Genomic DNA, 21,014 nt, shown 5'->3' on the forward strand with positions numbered 1-21,014 from the left:
ACCCCCAAAGGAGGCGCAATCAAAAGTAATAACTAGAGTCCGAAAACCCAGCAAAACAATCGCCAGCCGGAAAAATAGCTGACTAACAATGTCCGACCCTCCACACGGGGGTATGAAGAGCCGAAACCAAAAAATATTTGGCACTGACATTCATCGACACACTATTGAGTTCTCAAAGAACACACGCACACACATCCGATCCGAATTTCTCCGGACTTTCCGTGAAGCAACTTTTCCAGCTTAGCTCATTCGTTCACCCGATCAAAATCGGGCTCCCGATCGAGCCAGTGTGATCATCAGGCGCTCCTCGTCCTACCTCGTTTCCCGGTCCTTCCGCTCGGCGTCTCCGCCTTGCTTCTCGGCTCCGGGTCGGTGTCCGTGTCGCTCTGACCTGGAATAAGTTACGCGGCGGATAACGCTTCGTCAAATCGCCTGTCCAGCGCACTTTTTCGCAGGTCAGAGGCGTGCGATCGGCGAAACTCCGGCACGAATGACACAAGTGTGATTCAGACCACCACAAGATCGATCCGAACGGTCGGGACGACAATGGCGCCGCGACCATCCGCTCACCCCGGATTCCGGGCCGCACGGAGCAATTTCGCACCGAGCCCGGCGAGCAGGTCTCTCATCTCGGTGGGTTCGACGACCTCGAAGTCGAGATCCAGGTGCGCTATTCGGAGGGCGGTCCACTCCAGCGAATCCGCTGAGGTGCGCAATAGACACGTCCGCTCGTCCAGCGGTTCGACCTCCTCCGCGCGTACCCGGAACGCTTCGGCCAAAGCCTCGGCGGAGGCATGGACCCGCAGGACCACGGGACCAACCGGCCTGGAGCGCGCCAGCTGGCTGGTCACGAAACTCGCCGCGTCCTCGGTGGGCAGTGCGCGGGGTGCGCAGCGTATTCCGATCGGTCGCGGCGCGGTCAAGCGGTCGACACGGAAGGTGCGCCAATCGGCGCGGTCGACGTCCCAGGCGACCAGGTACCAGCGCCGGCCCGCGGAGACGAGGCTGTGCGGTTCGGCGAGGCGGCTGCTCTCACTGTCGTTCTTGTCGCGGTAGCGGAAGCGGATCCGCTCGCCGTCACGCGCGGCGGCGGCCAGCACCACCAGCACTTCGGGATCGACAAGAGGTCCGGCGGCGGGGCCGCCGAGCGACACGGTGGTGGTGTCTATCGCGTCGACCCGCCGTCGCAACCGGGACGGCAGGACCTGCTGCAATTTCACCAGTGCGCGAGCAGCGGATTCCTCTATGCCCGCGATCGCGCCTTGCGCCGCGCCGCGCAATCCGAGTGTGATCGCGACCGCTTCCTCGTCGTCGAGCAGCAGTGGCGGCAGCGCCGCGCCGGCCTCGAGGCGGTAGCCGCCGATCGCACCGAGGCTCGCGACCACCGGATATTCCAGCTCGCGCAGGCGCTCCACGTCTCGGCGCACCGTCCGCGCCGTGACCCCGAGCCGCGCGGCCAGTTCGGGGCCGCTCCATTCGCGGCGGGTCTGCAACAGCGACAGCAGCTGGAGCAGTCGGGCGGCGGTCTGGGTCACGTCCTCGAGTATGGCGGCGAACGAGGACAGAATCCGACCTCATCCGTTCCTAGCGTGAGGTCCGTGCATGCAGATCGAGACACCATCAGGATCATCGGGGCCCGCGAGAACAATCTGCGCGATGTCTCGCTGACCATCCCCAAGGGCAAGATCGTGGTCTTCACCGGCGTCTCCGGCTCGGGTAAGTCGTCGATCGTCTTCGGTACCGTCGCGGTGGAATCGCAGCGGCAGCTCAACGAGACCTTCACCTGGTTCATCCGCAATCGGCTGCCCAAGTACGAGCGCCCCGAGGTGGACGCCATCGACAACCTCGCGCCCGCCGTCGTCGTCGATCAGAAGCCGATCGGCGGCAATTCCCGATCCACGGTCGGGACCATGACCGATATCCACTCCGTCATCCGCGTGCTGTTCTCCCGGCACAGCGTCCCGAGCGCGGGCGAGGCCACGCGGTACTCGTTCAACGACCCGCTCGGCATGTGCCCCGCGTGCGGTGGTCTGGGCCATGTGGTGCGGCCGGACCTGGAGAAGCTGATCGACGCGGACAAGTCGCTCAACGAGGGTGCGATCACGTTCGGCCCGTTCGCGGTCGGAACGTTTCAGTGGCAGCTCTACGCCGAGTCGGGACTTTTCGATCCGGACAAGCCGCTGCGGGATTTCACCGCCGAGGAATGGCAACTGTTCCTGCACGGCAAAGGATTCCGGGTGCCGCGCAAGAACCGGAACGGCTCGGCGGGGAACAACGCCTACGAAGGCCTGCTGGAGCGGATCGACCGCCTCTACATCAAGCGTGATCTCACCGCGCTGTCGGACAAGAATCGCGCGGCCGCCCGCGCGGTGGTCACCGAGGAGGTCTGCCCTGAGTGCGGGGGCGCGCGGCTCAACGCCGCCGCGCTGGCGAGCCGGATCGACGGGCTCGGCATCGCCGACTACGGCAGGATGGAGATCACCGATCTCATCGACGTGCTCGACCGCCTGGACGATCCGGTGGCGCGGCCGATCGCCCAGGCCGCCGTCGCCCGGTTGCGCCGGATCGAGGAGGTCGGGCTCGGCTACCTTTCGCTCGATCGCGAGACCGCGACCCTGTCCGGCGGCGAGGCGCAGCGCCTGAAGGTCGTCCGGCATCTCGGCTCCAGCCTCACCGGCATGACCTATATCTTCGACGAGCCCAGCGTCGGCATGCATCCCCGGGACGTTGGACGGCTGAACACGCTGCTCCGCAGGCTGCGCGACAAGGGCAACACCGTTCTGGTGGTGGAGCACTCCCCGGACGTCATCGCCGTCGCCGACCACGTAGTCGACATGGGACCGGGCGCCGGTTCCCACGGCGGGCGGGTGGTGTTCCAGGGCACGGTCGATCAGCTGCGGCTCGCGGGGACGCCGACCGGGGCGGGCTTGCGCAGGGTGCGGCGGGTGAAGGAGGACGTCCGCGAGCCGGCGGGATGGCTCACCGTGGCCGACGCCGATGCCTACAACCTGAAGAAGCTCACCGTGCGCTTTCCCACGGGCGTGCTCACGGCGGTGACCGGTGTGGCGGGGTCCGGGAAGAGCACGCTGGTGTCCGGCGCGTTCGTCGCGGCCTATCCGGAGGTCGTCGCGGTGGACCAATCCGCGATCGCCGCGTCCCGGCGCTCCAGCCCCGCGACCTATCTGGGCATCATGGACCCGCTACGCCAGCTTTTCGCCAAGCGGCACGGTGTGCGACCGGGCTTGTTCAGCTTCAATTCCGACGGAGCCTGCCGTGAATGCGACGGCGCCGGCGTGATCTTCACCGACTTGGCGTACATGGATCCGGTCACCACGGTCTGCCAGGCCTGCCACGGACGCAGATACCGTCCGGAGGCGCTCGCCTACGAGATTCGGGGGGCGTCCATCGCCGACGTGCTGGAGATGCCCGCGGAGCAGGCGCTCGACTTCTGGGCCGAAGCGGGGGACCGGCGGATCAGCACGCCGTTGCGGTCGTTGCTCGACGTCGGTCTCGGGTATCTCACCCTCGGCCGGTCGCTGTCCTCGCTGTCCGGCGGCGAACGCCAGCGCGTGAAGCTGGCCGATCACCTCCAGCGTCGCACCGAAGCCGCCGTCTACGTGCTGGACGAACCGACCACCGGACTGCACATGGCCGACGTCGACACCCTGGTCGGGCTGCTCGACCGGCTGGTCGACGCGGGCAACACGGTGATCGTCATCGAGCACGACCTCGATCTCGTCGCTCGGGCCGACTGGGTGATCGACCTCGGACCCGACGGCGGAAAGCACGGGGGCGAACTCGTTTTCGCCGGGACGCCCGCGGGCCTGCTGGCGGACGGCCGGTCGCTGACCGCGGAGTACCTGCGGCGCAGCGTCGTTGCTCGATGATGCCGCCATCGAGGACCTGATCGCGGCATCATGAACCTATGGCGACGCGGGAGGTGGTCCGAGCGGGAACTTTCGCGCGAATCTACGACCCGAGCGCCGGGGAGCCGGAAGCCTGGTACATCAACGACCACACGTTTGTTCGCGACGACACCGGGCGGTGGCACCTGTTCGGCATCACCCATACCGAACCGGCGGACCCGTTCGACGAAAGAGAGTTCGCCCACGCCACCGCCGACCGATTGACCGGCCCATGGACCAAGCACGCCTCCGCGCTGCGAGTGGACCGGGACTACGGCGAGACGCATCTGTGGGCGCCTTACGTGCTCGCCGCCCTCGGCCGGTACTACATGTTCTACGCGGCGGGCGGCGCCGACCGCACCGCCGCGGCGATGAACCTGGCGACCTCGCCCGACCTGTTCCACTGGACCAGGTCCGCGGCGGGCCCGCTGTTCCGCGACGGCTACGACGCGCGCGACCCGATGGTGGTGCGGGTGGGCGACCAGTGGGTGATGTACTACTGCGCGACCAGCGCCCCGGCCGGTGGTCACCATGTCGTCGCCTACCGCACCAGCACCGACCTGGTGCACTGGGGCGAGCGCCACATCGCGTACACGGACCCGGCCAAGGGCACCGAGGCGGGCAACACCGAGTCGCCTCATGTGCTCCGGCACGGCGGATGGTGGTACCTGTTCATCGGTCCGCGCCCGCATTACGTCGGCACCGACGTCTTCCGCAGTGACAACCCGTTCCGATTCCGCATCGGCGACAAAGTCGGCCACATCGCGGCGCACGCCGCCGAGGTAATCGAAGAGGACGGCCGCTGGTGGATCACCAGCGCGGGCTGGGGCCGAGGCGGGGTGCATCTGGCGCCACTCGGCTTCCCGCGCGGGCGGGTCGCCAAAACGGTTCCGCGCTAAGCGGTCCGAAACACCGAGCCGAGCGCCATTTCGGCGAAACCCGTCTACGGGCGCGGTCGCGGCTGGTATCTGTTGAGCGAGTCGAACTCTCCGATCACCCACCTACGGGAGGGACCGGCATGGCCCGTATCGGCATCATCAGCATCTCCGACGGCCGCGACTATGTGCATGCGGGCATCGCCGATTTCATCGCATCCACCGAGGACCGGCTGGTGACCGCACTGACGGCGGCGGGGCACGACGTGGTCCGCGGCGCGGCGCCGATCAGCGACAACGCCTTGGCGGGCACGGTGGCGCGCACGGTCGCCGCGGCGGGCGTCGATCTCACCGTGCTGCACTACGCGGTCTGGGCGTTTCCGCACTTCACCATGCTCGCGGCCGGCGCGATTCCCGGCCCGTTGCTGTTGCTGTCGAATATCGACCCGGTACAGCCCGGCATGGTCGGCATGCTGGCCGCAGGAGGCGCGCTGGACCAGATCGGGCGCAAACACAGCAGGCTGTGGGGTGATCCGTCCGATCCAGGACTGATCGACGCCATCGGCGTGCGCGCGCGAGCCGCGGCTGCCGTGGCGAGCTTGCGCGGTTCGACTTTCGGGCGCTTCGGCGGGCGGCCGATGGGGATGAACACCGCGGTCGCCAACACCGATCAGTGGCAACGGCTCTTCGGCATCGACGTCGAGGAAATCGATCAGTGGGAGATCGTGCGGCGCGCCGAACTGGCCGACGCGGGCGAGGCGAAGGCCGCGCGCGAGTGGCTGGAACGGCACGCCGGGGGCGTGCACTACGACGGCGCGAAGCTCACCCCGCAGTTGCTGGAACGCCAGATCCGCTCGTATCTCGCCGTGCGGGAGCTGATCGCCGAATGGCGCCTCGACTTCTCGGGCATCAAGGGACAGCCCGAACTCACCCAGTATTTCGCCACCATGGACGTCACCGAGGCGTTCCTCAACGATCCCTACGACTGGAACGGGCCGAAGGAACCGCACGTCTGCGCGACCGAGGCGGACATGGACGGCGCGCTGACCATGCAGCTGCTCAAAGGCATCGCGGGCACCCCGGTGCTGTTCGCCGACGTGCGGCACTATCACGCCGATCGGGACATCTGGGATCTGTGCAATTCCGGCCAGCACGCCACCTGGTTCGCCGCGCGCAGCGACGATCCGGCGGAGAACCTCGCGAAGGTGCATTTGTATCCGGAGGTGTTCTTCTTCCCCGCGGGCGGCGCCTCGGTGCATCACCTGGCCGCGCCGGGCCGGATGACTCTCGCCCGGCTCACCCGGCTCGACGGCGACTACCGCATGCAGCTGATGCTCGGCGATTTCGAGCACTACGACGAGCAGACCAACGAAGCGCTGATGAAGCAGTCGACGCGGGAGTGGCCGCACGCGTTCGCCCGGCTGGACGCGCGTGCCGACGACTTCCTGAACCGGTTCGGGGCCAACCACATTCACGCGGTGCCCGGCGACCATCGGGAAGCCCTGCGCGCGACGTGCGATTTGCTCGACATCACGGTGGACGAGTTCACGCGGTGACGATGTTCCTCGGCATCGATATCGGGACCTCGAGTTCCAAAGGCGTGCTCACCGACGCGCACGGTGCGATCGTCGCCAGGGCCGAACGCGCGCACGAGGTGTCCATGCCGCGCCCCGGCTGGGTCGAGCACGACGCGGAGCAGGTGTGGTGGGCGGATTTCGTCGCACTGGCCCGCGAGCTGGTGGCGGCGGCCGACGGCGCCGCGCTCGCGGGCCTCGCCGTGTCCGGCATCGGGCCGTGCCTGCTGCCCGCCGACGCGGAGGGGAGGCCGCTGCGCCCGGCCATCCTCTACGGAGTCGACACCAGGGCGGGCGTCGAAATCGCTGAGCTGAACGACGAATTCGGCGCTCGTGCCGTACTCGACCGCGCCGGGTCGCCGCTGACCAGCCAAGCCGTCGGCCCGAAAGCCAGGTGGCTGGTCCGGCACGAGCCGGAGGTCGCCGCGCGCACCGCGATGCTGCTGATGGCGAGTTCCTTCCTGGTGCACCGGCTCACCGGCCGCTACGTTCTCGACCACCAGTCGGCCAGCCAGTGCGTGCCCCTCTACGACCTGCGCGAACGTACGTGGGCGAGCGACTGGGCCGAGCGGATCGTGCCGGGCTGGACGCTGCCGGAGCTGGCCTGGCCCACCGAGATCGTGGGCCGGGTCAGCGCGGACGCCGCGGCCGCGACCGGCCTTCCGCGGGGGCTGCCCGTCACCACCGGGACCATCGATGCCTGGGCCGAGGCGGCCAGCGTCGGCGTCCGCGCCCCTGGTGACGCGATGATCATGTACGGCACCACCATGTTCCTGGTGCAGGTGCTCACCGATCCGCGCCCGCATCCCGGTCTCTGGGGTACCTGCGGCGCCTGGCCGGACACGTACACCCTCGCCGCGGGCATGGCCACTTCCGGCGCCGTCACCGACTGGCTGCGCAAACTCGTCGGCGGCGAGTTCACCGATCTGGTCGCCGCGGCGGCGGACGTGCCCGCGGGCAGCAGAGGCTTGCTCGCGCTGCCCTATTTCGCCGGGGAGCGCACTCCCCTGTTCGACCCCGACGCGCGCGGCATCGTCGCGGGATTGACCCTCGGGCACGGACGGGCCGAGCTCTACCGCGCGGTTCTCGAAGGCATCGCCTACGGGGTGCGGCACAACCTCGAGGCCATGACCGAAGCGGGCGGCCGGGCGAGGCGTCTGGTCGCGGTGGGCGGCGGCACCAGGGGCGGGTTGTGGACCCGGATCGTGTCCGATGTCACCGGGCTGCCGCAGCAGTTGCCCGCCGACACCGTCGGCGCGAGCCTCGGTGACGCCATGCTCGCCGCCGAGGCCGCCGGGATCGACACCTCGGCGTGGAATCCGGTCGTCGACACCGTGCGGCCGCATCCCGAACGCGTCGCGAAATACGAGCAGTACTACCGGCACTACCGCGATCTGTACGATCGAACGACGGATATCGCGCACTTCCTCGCGGCCGAACAGCATCGCGCCGGGGCCGCTCCCTGATCGCGAATATCCATGTGAGATGCGCAGTCCCGCCGCGGAACGATACGAGGACTTCATGCCCACGATCACCCTCACCCAGGACAATTTCGATTCCGTCGTCACGTCGTTTCCGATCGCTCTGGTGGATTGGTGGGCTGGGCCGGGCTCGCGCCGACCGCTCCCCGATGCGGGGGGCCGGGACTGTGACCGCGCCGGGCGGTGAACTGTGGCGGCTGGACGGCACGCGAACGCGGTCGGTCAGCGCCGAGAATCCGACGGGGGCGCCCGGCGCGGGCGCGCGGGCGACCGACGGCACCGGAGCGCACGCGGCGCGGCTGCTCGGACCGGGATGGAAGATCTCCCCCTCGATCGCCCTCGCGCACGGTGCGACCGCCACGCTGGCCGACGTGTCCGGCCCCGGAGTGTTCCGGCACTTCTGGCTGACCACGGAGCGTTCCGTCCTGCGCGGGCTGACGCTGCGGATGATTTGGGACGACGCGACGCGGCCCGCGAGCGAGTCGCCGCTTGGCGACTTCTTCTGCAACGGATGGGGTGAGACGGCGCTGCTGAGTTCGGAGATGGTGGTCGTCGCGCCCGCCGGCGGATTGAACAGCTATTGGCCCATGCCGTTTCGGCACCGCGCGCGCATCACCCTCGAAAACCATTGTGGTCGTGAGGTTCCGGTGTACTACCAGGCGACCTATACCGAAGAGGACGTGCCGGACGACGCCGGGTATCTGCACACCCGATGGACGCGGACGACCGGCTTGGGCAACCCCGCCGTCCACACGATTCTCGACACGGTGCCGGGGCCGGGCCGCTACGTCGGCACCTACCTCGCCATCCGCCCGGGTGCGCCGGGATGGTGGGGCGAGGGCGAGGTCAAGTTCTTCCTCGACGGGGACACCGAGCATCCCACCATTTGCGGAACGGGCACCGAGGACTATTTCGGCGGCGCCTGGAATTTCGACCTCGACGGGGCCTACCGGACGTATTCCACGCCTTATCTCGGGATGCACCAGGTGCTGCCGCCGGAGCAGATCTATCGAGCGGATCAGCGCTTCGGCATGTACCGATGGCATGTGCGCGATCCGATCTGCTTCGAGCGCGAGTTGCGCGTCACCGTGCAGGCCCTCGGGTGGCAGGACGCGGCGACCTATCTTCCGCTGGAAGACGCCGATGTGGCGACCACCGCCTGGTGGTATCAGGCCTGATCGGCGTCTTCGGCATCCGCTGGAAGCGCCAGCAGTTCGTCGGCGCGTGCGAGCGCGGCGTCCATGCCCGCGGTGAGATCGTCCATCACGGTCAGGCCGTCCAACAGGCCGGAGAGTTCGTCCTGCACGGCGCGCAGTTCGGCGATCGCCGGGTCCACCGGGAACCACGCGACCGCGTCGCGCCACCACGGATCGTCGGACAACCACGCCCACAGCACGCCGCGCACCAGCACGGGATCGGAGGTGTACATCTGGAAGGACTCGGTCGCCGAACCGGCCCGGTGCTCCAGTTCGTAGACGCCGTCGGGCAGCAGCCTGGCCCGAATCTCGTGCAGGTCGGCACGGCTGAGTTCGAGCACGGTGTGTTCCGGCCCGGCCGGTGCGCCGAGCAGGTCGCCGAGCGCGTCTTCGGTCAGTTCCGGCAGCCGCGTCCCGTCTCCCATGCGGATGCGCACGTCGGTGGGGTCGATGCTCATCGCGCCAGTCTGCCCGATACGGCGGCGGAATACCCGAAATGCTCCCGTGCGGGGCGGCGAGGGGCAAGGTGATCGTATGGGTGTGCTCCAGACGAACGGACGGTTCGCCGGATCGCGCGGCGGGCTCGTCCTGGAAATGCGGCCGCGTTCGATCGGTCCGCATCCGCCGCGCTGCGGGTGCCGTATCCGCGACGCCTCCTGGCTTCGATCGGGGCGGGTCCGATGACGACGGTGGCGGGAGTCGACAGCTCCACCCAGGCGTGCAAGGTCGTCGTCTGCGACGCCGACAGCGGTGCGATCCTCGCCCAGGGGCGGGCAACGCACCCGGAGGGAACCGAGGTCGCCCCGGCCGCCTGGTGGGCGGCGCTACAGACGGCGAGCGCGGGATTGCTCGACGACGTCGACGCGATCGCCGTCGCGGGACAGCAGCAGGGCTTGGTCCCGTTGGACGCGGCGGGCGTGCCGGTGCGGGACGCGCTGCTGTGGAACGACGTCCGCTCCGCCGATGCGGCGAAGGACTTGATCGCCGATCTCGGCGGGCCGCGGGCCTGGGCCGATGCCGTCGGCAGTGTGCCGGTGGCGGGCTCAACCGTCGCCAAACTGCGCTGGCTGGCCGACCACGAACCGGAACTCGCCGACCGCACCGCACACGTCGTGCTGCCGCACGACTACCTGACCTGGCGGCTCCGGGGCGGCGGACCGGGACGCGTGCTCGAGCCGACCACCGACCGGGGCGATGCCTCCGGCACCGGCTATTGGTCGCCCGCCGACGGCGACTATCGCGAAGACCTGCTCACCATGGCGTTCCGCGGACGCCGCCCGGCTCTGCCGCAGGTTCTCGGCCCGAACGAATCCGCGGGGCACACGCCGTCGGGCGCACTGGTCGCCGCCGGAACGGGGGACAACGCCGGCGCCGCGCTGGGCTTGGGCATCACGGACGGCGACGTGGTGGTCTCCCTCGGCACCAGCGGGACGGCCTACGCGCGCACCGATCGTCCCGCCGCCGACGCCACCGGCGCGGTCTCCGGGTTCGCGGACGCCACCGGCGCGTTCCTGCCGCTGGTCTGCACACTCAACGCCGCCCGCATCCTGACCTCGACCGCCGATCTGCTCGGCGTGGATCTCCCCACGCTGGAAGCGCTCGCCGCACAGGAGCCGCCCGGCGCGGACGGCGTGGTCCTGCTGCCCTATCTCGCCGGTGAACGCACGCCCAACCTGCCGTACGCCACGGGCAGCCTGCACGGATTGCGGCCGGAGACGATGCGCCCCGGCACGGTGGCGCGCGCCGCCTTCGAGGGTCTGCTGTGCCATCTCGCCGACGCGCTCGACCACCTCACCGAGATCGGCGGGGTGACGCCGCGGCGCGTGCTGCTCATCGGCGGCGCGGCGCGCTCCCGGCTGGTGGCGGCGATCGCCGCGCAGGTCTTCGGCGTCACGGTGACGGTGCCGGAACCGGCCGAATATGTCGCGCTCGGCGCTGCCCGGCAGGCGGCATGGGCGCTCAGCGGCGCGTCCCGGCCGCCGGCCTGGCCCGCATGCCCGGTCGCGGAGATTCCGCCACCGGCCGACGCCGGGACCGGGCGAGAGATCCGAGCCGAATATCGGAGCGCCCGCCAAGCGCTCTACGGCTGACCACGGTCGTCATCGCGATTCCCGCCCGATCCGCCGTGTGCGGGGGATCGGGAAGTAACCCGTTTCCACCTCCGAGTGGCCGATTTGCGTCGCCGGGTGGCGCCTCGACGGACAGAGGGGTTGGATCACCCTCGTCGAAGAGAGGTGGACGACGAATGACCGATACCCTGGTGCGGAGGGCGGTGACGGCGGAACGGACGGAACTCGCCGAACTACTGGCCGGATTGGACGCCGAGGGCTGGGACGCTCCGACGCTGTGCGCGGGCTGGCGGGTACGCGAAGTGGTCGCGCACATCACCATGCCGTATCGCCTGTCGAGCGGACGCTTCGCGCTGGGTATGGTCGCGGCGTTCGGAAACTTCAACCGCATGGCCGACCGCACCGCCCGGATGGACGCCGCCACGCTCAGCACCTCGGATCTGCTGAAAGCGCTGTGGGACAACGTCGATCACCCGTGGCGACCGCCGGGCGGCGGGCTGTCCAACGCGTTGAGCCACGATGTGATCCACGGATTGGACATCACCGTGGCGCTCGGCCTCGACCGCCTGGTGCCCGAGGACCGGATGCGCTTGGTCCTGGACACGATCGATCCCAGGACCGTCAAGCTGTTCGGCGCCAAGCTCGGCGGCATCGAATTGCGCGCCGACGACCTGGACTTCAGCTACGGATCCGGCACGGTGCTGTCCGGTCGCGCCCAGGACCTGCTGCTGGTCCTCTGCGGTCGCAAATTGCCCGCCGGGCACCTCAGCGGCGAGCCCGCGGAGCGTTTCACCAGACGCGGATGATCCGCGTGCGGGCTCACCGGCGGCTGTCGGCGCTCTCGCGCAGGTAGGCGGCCGTTTCGTCGTCGGCGGGAAAGTACGCTTCCACCGCGATCTCGTCGAGCGTGATGTCGAAGGCCGCGCCGAAGGTCGTGATGGTGCTGAAGAACGCGAGTTCCGCGTCGCGGTGGCGCAACCGGATGGGCAGCAGGATGTCCGCGGAGTCACTGTCCGCACCGCTCGGCGAGCCGTAGGAGCGCAGTTCCTCGTACAGGGCCGCCAGGCCGGCATCTCCGGTCGCCATGACCTGGCGGGCCAGGCGAGGCAGCAGGAAAGCGCGGACCTGCTCGAGGTTGCGTATCCGGGGCGCGAAGCCGGCGGGATGCAGTCCGAGTCGCATCATGTTGATCGGCGGGTCGAGCAGCTCCGGAGCCACGCCGTCGAAGAACACGCCGACGCAGTCGTTGGCCTGCACCAGATTCCAGCGCCGGTCCACCGCCAGCGCCGGATACGGTTCGTGCAGGCGCAGGACGCGCTGCACGGCGTCGCGGGCGCGCCGCAGCGCGGGGTCGTTCCAGTCGCTGCGGCGGAACTCGGGAGCGTGTCCCGCGGCGATCAGCACGCGATTGCGTTCGCGCAGCGGGATGTCGAGCTGCTCGGCCAAGTGCAGCACCATGGCGCGGCTCGGCGTCGTGCGGCCGGTCTCCACGAAACTGACGTGCCGGGCGGACACGTCGGCCTGGATGGCCAGGTCCAGCTGGCTCAGCTTCCGCCGGTGCCGCCACTCCCGCAGCAGCTCTCCCACCGGTCGATCACCGTTCATCGGCCCAGTATCACCACGCCCCGGTCGCGCCCGCGATTACATGGCAGGTAATCGACGCCCGGTGCGGCCGCTGCCAGTGTCGGCGGCATGACGAAAGACGACACCGCACTGCGCAACAAGGAACTGCTCTCGAGTGGCTTCGCGGAATTCGCCGCGGGCAACGTGGACGTACTGCGCACGCTGCTGCACGACGATTTCCTCGAACACAGTCCAGGCAATCCCTCGGGCAAGGACGCTTTCCTGGAGTTCATCGCACAGGCAGCGGTCAGCAGGTCGAAGCTGGAGCTGGCGCGGGTGATCGCCGACGACGAGTACGTGGTCATGCACTACCGCATGGTCCCGCCCGGCGGCGAAGAACCCGACCTGGCGGTGGTCGACATCTGGCGGGTGGCCGACGGAAAGATCGTGGAGCACTGGGACGTGGTGCAACCGGTGCCCGATCCGGAGCAGATCCCGCACGGCATGTTCTGACCCGGGCCGGTCGGTTTCCTCGGGAACCGACCGGCCGCGGTAGGTCCGCATCGATCCGATCGGGCGCCGGACGGCCGCGCACCCGATCGGATCATCAGCGGTCATCCGCCCCTGCCGGACCGTTCCGTCACGTCGAGCGCCGACCGCCGCGGCACCGCGCGTCGGCTCCTCATCGCCGGGCCGCGCGTGCGGCGGCGCGCACGACCGCGGCAAGCGCCGCCCCCTGGGCGGAATCGCCTCGGCCGCAGGTCCACTCGGTGTGGTCGGCGCTGCGGTACTCCAGGTAGGCGATGGCGCTGTCGTCGCTGTCGATCGTGTGCTGGGTCAGGCCGAGCACCTCGATGCGATACCCGGCCTCGGCCAGTGCCTCGGTGAGCACCCCGACGGGGCCGCCGCGACGGCGTGTCCGGTGGGTGACCCCGTCGATGATCAGCGTGATCTCGGTGTCCCCGTCGTCGTTGGTGCGCCAGTCTTTCACGGCGGGCCCCGAGGGTTCGTCGCAGTAGACCGCCTCGAACAGATCTCGCAGTTCGGCGGCGGTGATCTCGACGCCGGTGTCGTCGGCGAGCGCCTGCACGTGCCGGGCGAAATCGATCTGCAGGCGGCGTGGCAGGTCCATGCCGTATTCGGTGTGCAGCAGGTAGGCGATGCCACCCTTGCCGGATTGGGAGTTGACCCGGATCACCGCGTCGTAGCTGCGGCCGATGTCGGCGGGATCGATGGGCAGATACGGGACGTGCCAGTCGAGCTCACGCTCCGGGATGCCCGTCGCGGCGGCGCGGGCGCGATGCTCGGCCATGCCCTTCTTGATCGCGTCCTGATGGGTGCCGGAGAACGCGGTGTGCACCAGATCGCCCACGTACGGGTGCCGTTCGTGGAGCGGCATGCGCGTGCAGTATTCGACGGTGCGCCGGATCTCGTCGATGTCGGAGAAGTCGATCATCGGATCGACGCCCTGCGCGTGCAGGTTCAGCGCCAGCGTGGCGATGTCGACGTTGCCGGTGCGCTCGCCGTTGCCGAAGACGCAGCCCTCGACGCGCTGCGCGCCCGCGAGCACGGCCAGCTCGGCGCACGCGATGCCGGTGCCGCGATCGTTGTGCGGGTGCACCGACAGGATGACGCTGTCGCGGCGGGCCAGATTGCGATGCATGTATTCGATCTGGTCGGCGTACACGTTCGGGGTGGCGACCTCGACGGTGGCGGGCAGGTTGAGGATGACCGGCCGCCGCGCGGTGGCGTCCCACAAGGTGGTCATCCGGTCGCAGAGCTCGAGCACATAGTCGGGCTCGGTCAGGTTGAACACTTCGGGCGAGAATTCGAACCGCACGTTCGGCAGGTCCCCGGCGCAGTCCAGCACGGCGCGGCCGCCGTCGAGGATCAGTTCGGCCAGCGCCGCGCGGTCCTTGCCGAGCACGATGTCGCGCCACGCGGGAGCCGTCGCGGTGTACATGTGGATGACGACGTCGTTGCGGATACCGCGGATCGAGGCGACCGTGCGCTCGATGAGATCGCGCCGCGCCGGGGTGAACACGGCGATGGTCACGTCCTCTGGTGCGAGATCGTCTTCGGCGATGAGCCGCACGAAGTCGAAGTCGGTCTGCGACGCCGACGGGTAACCGACCTCGATCTCCTTGTAGCCCATGGCGACCAGGAGCTCGAAGAAGCGCCGTTTGCGCGCCGGGTCCATCGGCTCGGCGAGGGCCTGGTTGCCGTCGCGCAGGTCGACCGGCACCCACAGCGGCGCCTGCGTGATCCTGGCGCCGGGCCAGTCCCGTTGCGTGAGCGGAACTTCCACGCGTTGGTAGACGTCCCGGTAGCGGTGCGACGGCATGTGCGAACGCCGCTGGCGATTCCACGCCGGAGCCTGTGCGGGCATTTCGCCGTCGGGCGTGTGGATGGTGGGGAAAGCGGTGGTCATGGGTCTGCTTTCTGGCCGTTGTGGCCGTCACGACAAAGGTGACCGGCCACGACGAAGCCCCACGGCGGGGGGCCGGTCGTTCAGGCCCCGCCGTGGCGGCTAAGCAGAAGCATGGTGCGCATGATGGCTAGACTGTACACGACTCCTCAGACAAGTAGAGAGGTAGCGATGATCGCGCAGGTACGGCGTCATCCGCTGGCCGCGCAGGCGGCCGAGGTGCTGCTCGCCAGGATCCAGGCGGGCGAATGGCCGCTGGGTCACCGCCTCCCCGGTGAGACCACGCTGGCGGCACAGCTCGGCGTCGGCCGCTCGACGCTGCGGGAGGCGATCCGCGAGCTGGCCGGAAAAGGCGTGCTGGACAGCAGGCAAGGCGCGGGCGTCTTCGTCACCGCCCTCGACGCGACCGAGGAGTGGGACGCGGTGCTGCGCCGCGCCACCATCGCGTCGGTGATCGAAGCGCGCATCGCCATCGAGGCCGAGGCCGCCGCGCTGGCCGCCCAGCGGCGCACCCCCGCCGACCTGCGGATGATCCGCCGATCGCTGGCCGAGCGGCAAGCACACGGCGAGGCGGTGGCCGAGCACGTCGACGCCGATATGGCGTTCCACCGGGCGGTCATCGTAGCCGCGCACAACGACGTGCTGACCCAGTTGTTCGACAGCTTCCTGCCGCGGCTGCGCCTGGCGATGATCGACATGCTGAAGATCCGCCCGGTGCCGTCGGAGTCCGCCGATCACGCCGCGCACCAGCGCCTGGCCGACGCCATCGCCGCCCGCAACCCCACCGCCGCGGCGGAGTACAGCCGCGCGCATCTGACCACTCTGAAAGAGGCTTTCGCGTGACCGATCCGGTGCTCGAGCTGACCGACGTGACCTTCCGCCGGGAGGGCAAGAAGATCATCGACGGGATCTCGCTGACCGTGCGGGCCGGTGAGCGCTGGGCGCTGCTGGGCCCCAACGGCGCGGGCAAGAGCACGCTGCTCGGCTTCTGCGGCGCCGTCACCTTCCCCACCTCCGGCTCGGTCCGGGTGCTCGGCGCGCAGCTCGGCCGCGTCGAATTGCAGCGGCTGCGCCGTGGCATCGGCCAGGTGAACCCGCGTCACCCGTTGCGCTCGCCGCTGACCATCCGCGAGGTCGTGCTGACCGGGCTGACCGCGACCATCGACATGCCCATGCGCTGGACCCCGGCCCCCGACCAGCTCGACCGGGCCGACGCGATGATCGACACCGTCGGTCTGACGGGGAAGGCGAGCGAGATCTGGCCCACGCTGAGCCAAGGCGAACGCGGCCGCGCCCTCATCGCCCGAGCGCTGATCGCCGAGCCCCGGCTGCTGCTGTTCGACGAACCGTCCACCGGACTGGACGTCGCCGCCCGCGAGCAGTTGCTGGACACCCTCGACACCCTGGACCGGACCCACCCCGACGTCGCCTCCATTCTGGTCACCCACCATCTGGAGGAACTGCCGAGCACGACCACGCACGCGCTGCTGATCGCGGGCGGGCATGCCGTCGCGGCGGGTCCCGCCGTGGAGACGATCACCACCGAGAACGTCACCGCCGCCTTCGCACACCCGGTCGAAGTCCGCCACGACGACGGCCGCTGGACCGCGCGGGCAGCCCGCAGACCCTCCGCGTGGCCGCGATAATCCCCCATCGCCCTGAAGCCGGACCGAGTTCAGCTCGAACGGGCCGCACCCCGTCACCGCGTTCACCGAGGTCGTCGCGGAGCCGAAGCGCGCGGGCGCAAGGCGCACGACGGTGGGACCGGCGCTGGTGGACGCGCTCGTCGGCCATCGCCCCCTGTGCGACGCCGGGCGCGGCGACCTGCGCGCCGAACTCCCGAGCCAAGCGCACCACGGTGGTAACGCCGCTGTAATCGCCACACCGCAAACGCGTGTGAGTATGCAGCGAAATCGTTGATCACCGAAGGGAATACGGCTACGTGTGGCAGCTCTACCGAGCAGTACTCCGCACCGACGACCATCGTGTACTCGGCTATGTGGACGTCGGCCCGAGGCTCATGGAACACGCCAGGATCGGCCACCACCTCGTCCAAGCGATCGAACGACTGCTCACCGAGCCCACCCGGGTCACCTGGGCCGGACGGGACGCGCCGACGCCGGAGCAGGGCGCAAACCTCTACCGCACAGTGGGTTCGGTCGCCGCGCTGGTACCGCCGGAACACGGCGCGGTCGGCCGCTATCTCCTCAATCACGACTTGCGGGTCTTCGTCGACAAGGCGACCGTACTGGAGAACGAGGCCCGCCACCGCATCCACCCGCTGCCCTTGCTCACCGCGGAACCCGTACCCGCCCCGGCCCGCACAGTGGGCGACCACACCGTCCTCGGCTCGTGGGCACACGCTCTGATCTCGGTCCGCGACACCGTGCCCAAGGGATACGAACAACGAAAGTTCGACCTGGTGGAAAGTTTTTCGTAAATGTCACCCCGGTGACCGAACTGCGCGCCACTGTGGGCTATCGCCGCCGGTGGCGGACTCCAGGCACTCGAGCTCGAGGCGCCCGTCGCCGGTCAGCGGCGCGGTCGGAAAGCGCGGATGACGAACCGGCTCATCGCCTGGTGCGCGCCGTGGCTTGGCTCGGGCAGCGCTACCGTTCGCCTCGGCCCCGGCTCAATGGTCCGATGGCACCCTGGAGGATGCCGAACCCGCACGGTGCTCGGCCTCGGCGAGTTCTTTCAACGTCAGCAGTTGTTTGCGCATCATGACCAGATCACCCAGGGCCAGTGCCGCCGCGACGACTTTCGGTGCGCCGCAGCGCATCCGGACGACCAGCCGCGTTCCCGCACCTTCGGCACGCACCGCGTAGGTGACGCAGACTTTGCCCGCGACCAGGGTGATGTGCCGGCCCAATACGAAGGACACCAAGTCGAATTGGGACATGAACCGTTGTCCCACCGCGAGTTCGGTCAGCATCGGGTCGCGCCGGCGCGGGCTGCGCCTGCCGAAATGGTCCAGCAGGTCGTAGCTGTAAGGCGCGACGCGCAATTGGCACAGCCAGGCGTAGACCAGAGCGGGCGGCGCGTCGACGCTGATCGCGCGATCGGCTTGGAGTCCGCCGGGTTGCCGGTCGTCGCACGGCAAGGGCGCCTCGCGTTCGGCCTCGGTGGCGCCCCACACCGTCCCGGGGATCATGCCGCCGCCGCGATCCGGCGCAGCATCCGACGAACCACCACTCGGTGACCGCCACTCCCCACGACCAGCGCACGATAGATCCGGCCGTGCAGGCCGGGAAAGTCGCCGTAGCTGCGGGCGCGCACGCGGGTCCGGCTCGGGCCCTCCTCGTCCAGTTCGAAGATCAATGCGTACGTCGAAAACCAGTGCTGTCCGCGCAGAGCCAAACGCCGCGGCCGCGTTACGGAATCGATGACGAACCCGGACGGCGGCGAGGGCTCGTGCGGGTCGTGACAGACGACTTTCAAGACCGCCTTCCACGCCCGGTCCCGGTTCGCGTCGACCGATCTGGCATGCTCATCTATATAGGACAATCGCTCCATATAGAAGGAACGTACTAGTACATGGCGCCGCCTCGCAAGCACGACACCGACGTGATCCTCGACGCAGCACGCGCACTCGTCCTCGCCGAAGGGCCGCGCGCGGCCAGCGTGGCGGCCATCGCCGAGGCCAGTGGCGCTCCGGTCGGCACCCTCTATCACCGCTTCGGCAACCGCAACGGTGTGCTCACCGCGGCATGGCTGCGCGCGCTGCGGCGATTCCAGGACGGCACCCTCGCCGCCGCCGACCAGCCGGACCCGGTGGAAGCGGGCGTCGGGATGGTGCGCGCCGCCCTCCGGTTCGGCCGCGAGCTGCCCCAGGACGCCAAGCTCTTACTCGAACTGCGTCCCAGCGATCTGCTCGACGGCGAGCCGGACGCCGAGTTCCGCGCGACGCTGGCAGGCATGAACGCGCCGCTGATCGAGCATTTGCGCCGCATCGCGCGCGCTTTGCTCGGCCGGGACGGCGAGCGGGAGATCGACGCGGTCAGCCGCGCGATCGTCGATCTGCCCTACGCGGCGCTGCGCCGCCACGCCCATGCCGCGGAACTGCCCGCTTGGCTGGAGGACGACCTGACCGCCGCCGCCCGGACCCTGCTGACTTCCTACCGCCCCTGACCCGCCCCGGCTCAGCCTGCGATCAACGCCGGAGTGAGTTCGTCGAGGCCGGAAATGACCTTCGCCGCCAAGGCGAGCGCGTCGGACGCGGGCGGGTATTCCGGGCGCGGCGCCGCGATCACCCGCATCCCGGCCGCGTGGGCCGAGCGCAGGCCGTTGCTCGAGTCCTCGACGGCGACACAGTCGCCCGGCCGCTGCCGCAAAAACGTCGCGACCGTCAGGTAGACATCCGGCGCCGGTTTGCCCCGATCGACCTCCTCGGTGGAGAAGGTGACGGAGAAATACTCGATCAGACCCGTCCGGCCCAGCACCGTGTCGATGAGCGCGCGCGGCGACGAACTGGCCAGCCCGAGCGGCCAGTGCTCACACATCCGCTGCACGGCCGCGACCGCGCCCGGCAGCAGCGGCACCCCGTCGGCGTAGCGCTCGGACATCCGCTCGATCACCTCCCGAGCGACGGTCTCCGGCGGCTCGCCGACCCCGAGTTCGCCGCTCAGATAGGCCGACCACTCCCCGGTGCTCATCCCCATCAACCGCTGCTGGGTGTCGGGCAGCCACCGCCCGCCCTTCTCCGCGACGTAGCCGCGCCGCACCAGTTCCCAGACCGGCTCGGAATCGATCAGCACGCCGTCCATGTCGAACACGACCGCGGTGATACCCATGCGCACAAAGCCTTTCGCCAGCCGAAGCGGTCCCCGATCCGCCGCGGCCGTAACGCGTCTCCGGCCGCGGGAACCGGGCCGATATCGCCCGCGAGAGGGCGATATCCGGTCGCGCACCAGCCTAGGCGGTACCGGTCCGTGACGACGGACACAGCACCCGCGCGGCGAGCATTCGCCGGGCAACCGATAACTTGTTCTCATGAACGAACCGCAGGCCGGCGACTCGCTGCCGAGCAAGGAGCACCACGAGGGCGGGTTCCGGCCGATGACCGAGTTGATCGCCGCGCACGAGGCCGCCAAGGACGACATCTCCCGCGGCGGTCCGCACTACGGCCAGTTCATCGAGCAGGTGCGCGGCCTGATGGACCGCGTCCGGCTCGCCTCGCCCTCCGACGAGCTGGCGGTGGAGGCGATCGGCGTGCTCAAGGAGCTGAACGACAAGCTCGACGCCGCCAAGGTGGACGAGTGGTCGACGCCGAACTGGACACGCTTCGACCTGCCCGCCCGCGGCAACATCACCCTGCCGCCGTTCTTCATCGACCATGTCGACCCGCAGACCGGCGTCGACGCGCGCCTGACCTTCCGCACATTCCACCTCGGCGGCAACAGCGCCGCCCACGGCGGCCAGATCGCCATCGCCTTCGACGACCTGCTCGGCATGGCGGCGGCGGTGCGCTCCGGCGCGGTGACCAGGACGGCGTCGCTCACCGTCGACTACCGCTCCATCACGCCGCTGAACACCGAACTGAAGGTGCGCGCGTGGGCCGAACGCCAGGAGGGGCGCAAGGTCTATGTGCGGGCCACCCTGCACGACGGCGACCGGCTGTGCGCGGAGGCGAACGGCTTGTTCATCGTGCTCAAGCCCGGCCAGCCCTGACACTCGTTGCAGCACGTCGAGGGCTGACCGGTTCGCGAGGACGTCTTGGGGACGCCCCCGCGCCACGCTGAGGGCTGGCTTCGGGCGCGGGGCATTCCGGCTACCGATCAGGTGGGGACAGGCTCCCCGCCGTTCATCCCTGCCGCTTCGGCCCGCCGCGGGGTTCGCGCTGTCGCACGCCTTGGTGACCGCGGCGGTTCGACGGAGTCCGTGCAAGCGCCGACGACGGGAATTGCCAGACGGCAGGGCCATC

At 69.4% G+C, this 21,014-nt stretch carries 20 protein-coding genes; 13 read left to right on the forward strand and 7 right to left on the reverse strand.

The genetic code is table 11. From position 1 onward, the window contains the following. Positions 1-566 precede the first annotated feature (566 nt). Positions 567-1,535 carry a helix-turn-helix transcriptional regulator gene (locus NB3_RS21805; protein ID WP_067806526.1) on the reverse strand — a complete coding sequence of 323 codons (969 nt, stop codon included), beginning with the start codon at positions 1,533-1,535 and terminating at the stop codon, positions 567-569. A 63-nt stretch (positions 1,536-1,598) separates the two neighbouring features. Here NB3_RS21805 and NB3_RS21810 point away from each other — a divergent pair, with 63 nt between their 5' ends. The 5 genes from NB3_RS21810 (at position 1,599) to NB3_RS21835 (ending at position 9,013) form a co-directional block, all read left to right on the forward strand. Next, the gene (locus NB3_RS21810; RefSeq protein ID WP_067806529.1) at positions 1,599-3,887 is read left to right on the forward strand and encodes an excinuclease ABC subunit UvrA; all 2,289 of its coding nucleotides are present in this window, start codon (positions 1,599-1,601) and stop codon (positions 3,885-3,887) included. Between the two features lie 38 nt (positions 3,888-3,925). Then, positions 3,926-4,804 carry a glycoside hydrolase family protein gene (locus tag NB3_RS21815; RefSeq protein ID WP_067806532.1) on the forward strand — a complete coding sequence of 293 codons (879 nt, stop codon included), beginning with the start codon at positions 3,926-3,928 and terminating at the stop codon, positions 4,802-4,804. A gap of 119 nt (positions 4,805-4,923) precedes the next feature. Further along, on the forward strand, positions 4,924-6,336 hold the full coding sequence (locus NB3_RS21820) for an L-fucose/L-arabinose isomerase family protein (RefSeq protein WP_067806543.1): 1,413 nt from the start codon (positions 4,924-4,926) through the stop codon (positions 6,334-6,336). A gap of 2 nt (positions 6,337-6,338) precedes the next feature. Continuing rightward, a complete protein-coding gene (locus tag NB3_RS21825; protein WP_067806547.1) occupies positions 6,339-7,820 on the forward strand; it encodes an FGGY-family carbohydrate kinase in 1,482 nt (493 codons plus the stop codon). Between the two features lie 182 nt (positions 7,821-8,002). Then, positions 8,003-9,013 (forward strand): glycoside hydrolase family 172 protein, encoded by a 1,011-nt coding sequence (locus NB3_RS21835; protein WP_244892022.1) that lies wholly within the window; start codon positions 8,003-8,005, stop codon positions 9,011-9,013. Here the strand turns inward: NB3_RS21835 and NB3_RS21840 are convergent. Then, complete coding sequence (locus NB3_RS21840; RefSeq protein ID WP_067806555.1) at positions 9,004-9,489, reverse strand: hypothetical protein; 486 nt, start codon at positions 9,487-9,489, stop codon at positions 9,004-9,006. The two genes, NB3_RS21835 and NB3_RS21840, sit on opposite strands and share 10 nt — an antisense overlap. Positions 9,490-9,711: 222 nt before the next feature. Between NB3_RS21840 and xylB the strand changes: the two genes are divergently transcribed. After that, on the forward strand, positions 9,712-11,121 hold the full coding sequence (gene xylB, locus NB3_RS21845; protein ID WP_067806559.1) for a xylulokinase: 1,410 nt from the start codon (positions 9,712-9,714) through the stop codon (positions 11,119-11,121). Between the two features lie 155 nt (positions 11,122-11,276). Next, positions 11,277-11,906: a maleylpyruvate isomerase family mycothiol-dependent enzyme gene (locus NB3_RS21850; RefSeq protein ID WP_067806562.1), complete on the forward strand. Its 630-nt coding sequence runs from the start codon at positions 11,277-11,279 to the stop codon at positions 11,904-11,906. Between the two features lie 13 nt (positions 11,907-11,919). Here NB3_RS21850 and NB3_RS21855 read toward each other — a convergent pair whose 3' ends face one another. Then, on the reverse strand, positions 11,920-12,705 hold the full coding sequence (locus NB3_RS21855) for a helix-turn-helix domain-containing protein (protein ID WP_067806565.1): 786 nt from the start codon (positions 12,703-12,705) through the stop codon (positions 11,920-11,922). Between the two features lie 87 nt (positions 12,706-12,792). On the opposite strand from NB3_RS21855, the gene NB3_RS21860 reads away from it, so the two are divergent. Further along, positions 12,793-13,176: a nuclear transport factor 2 family protein gene (locus NB3_RS21860; RefSeq protein ID WP_067806568.1), complete on the forward strand. Its 384-nt coding sequence runs from the start codon at positions 12,793-12,795 to the stop codon at positions 13,174-13,176. 169 nt (positions 13,177-13,345) lie between these two features. Here NB3_RS21860 and NB3_RS21865 read toward each other — a convergent pair whose 3' ends face one another. Next, positions 13,346-15,007 carry a 2-isopropylmalate synthase gene (locus NB3_RS21865; RefSeq protein WP_244892027.1) on the reverse strand — a complete coding sequence of 554 codons (1,662 nt, stop codon included), beginning with the start codon at positions 15,005-15,007 and terminating at the stop codon, positions 13,346-13,348. Positions 15,008-15,262: 255 nt separating this feature from the next. Between NB3_RS21865 and NB3_RS21870 the strand changes: the two genes are divergently transcribed. From NB3_RS21870 to NB3_RS21880, 3 genes are all read left to right on the forward strand, one after another. Beyond that, complete coding sequence (locus NB3_RS21870; protein ID WP_067806571.1) at positions 15,263-15,934, forward strand: FadR/GntR family transcriptional regulator; 672 nt, start codon at positions 15,263-15,265, stop codon at positions 15,932-15,934. Continuing rightward, positions 15,931-16,737: an ABC transporter ATP-binding protein gene (locus NB3_RS21875; protein WP_067806573.1), complete on the forward strand. Its 807-nt coding sequence runs from the start codon at positions 15,931-15,933 to the stop codon at positions 16,735-16,737. Before NB3_RS21870 ends, NB3_RS21875 begins: the two co-directional genes overlap by 4 nt. 296 nt (positions 16,738-17,033) lie before the next feature. Next, on the forward strand, positions 17,034-17,531 hold the full coding sequence (locus tag NB3_RS21880) for a hypothetical protein (protein WP_067806575.1): 498 nt from the start codon (positions 17,034-17,036) through the stop codon (positions 17,529-17,531). 192 nt (positions 17,532-17,723) lie between these two features. Here the strand turns inward: NB3_RS21880 and NB3_RS21885 are convergent, their stop codons facing one another. Beyond that, positions 17,724-18,245: a hypothetical protein gene (locus NB3_RS21885; RefSeq protein WP_067806577.1), complete on the reverse strand. Its 522-nt coding sequence runs from the start codon at positions 18,243-18,245 to the stop codon at positions 17,724-17,726. Beyond that, positions 18,242-18,607, reverse strand: a complete 366-nt coding sequence (locus NB3_RS21890; RefSeq protein WP_067806580.1) for a hypothetical protein — start codon at positions 18,605-18,607, stop codon at positions 18,242-18,244. Before NB3_RS21890 ends, NB3_RS21885 begins: the two co-directional genes overlap by 4 nt. Before the next feature lie 21 nt (positions 18,608-18,628). Between NB3_RS21890 and NB3_RS21895 the strand changes: the two genes are divergently transcribed. Then, positions 18,629-19,222, forward strand: a complete 594-nt coding sequence (locus tag NB3_RS21895; RefSeq protein WP_067806582.1) for a TetR/AcrR family transcriptional regulator — start codon at positions 18,629-18,631, stop codon at positions 19,220-19,222. Between the two features lie 11 nt (positions 19,223-19,233). Here NB3_RS21895 and NB3_RS21900 read toward each other — a convergent pair whose 3' ends face one another. Then, positions 19,234-19,884: an HAD family hydrolase gene (locus tag NB3_RS21900; protein WP_067806584.1), complete on the reverse strand. Its 651-nt coding sequence runs from the start codon at positions 19,882-19,884 to the stop codon at positions 19,234-19,236. Positions 19,885-20,083: 199 nt separating this feature from the next. On the opposite strand from NB3_RS21900, the gene NB3_RS21905 reads away from it, so the two are divergent. Further along, a complete protein-coding gene (locus tag NB3_RS21905) occupies positions 20,084-20,761 on the forward strand; it encodes a PaaI family thioesterase (protein ID WP_067806588.1) in 678 nt (225 codons plus the stop codon). Positions 20,762-21,014: the final 253 nt, after the last annotated feature.

It is taken from the genome of Nocardia beijingensis NBRC 16342 (assembly GCF_001612785.1).
Classification (GTDB): domain Bacteria; phylum Actinomycetota; class Actinomycetes; order Mycobacteriales; family Mycobacteriaceae; genus Nocardia; species Nocardia beijingensis.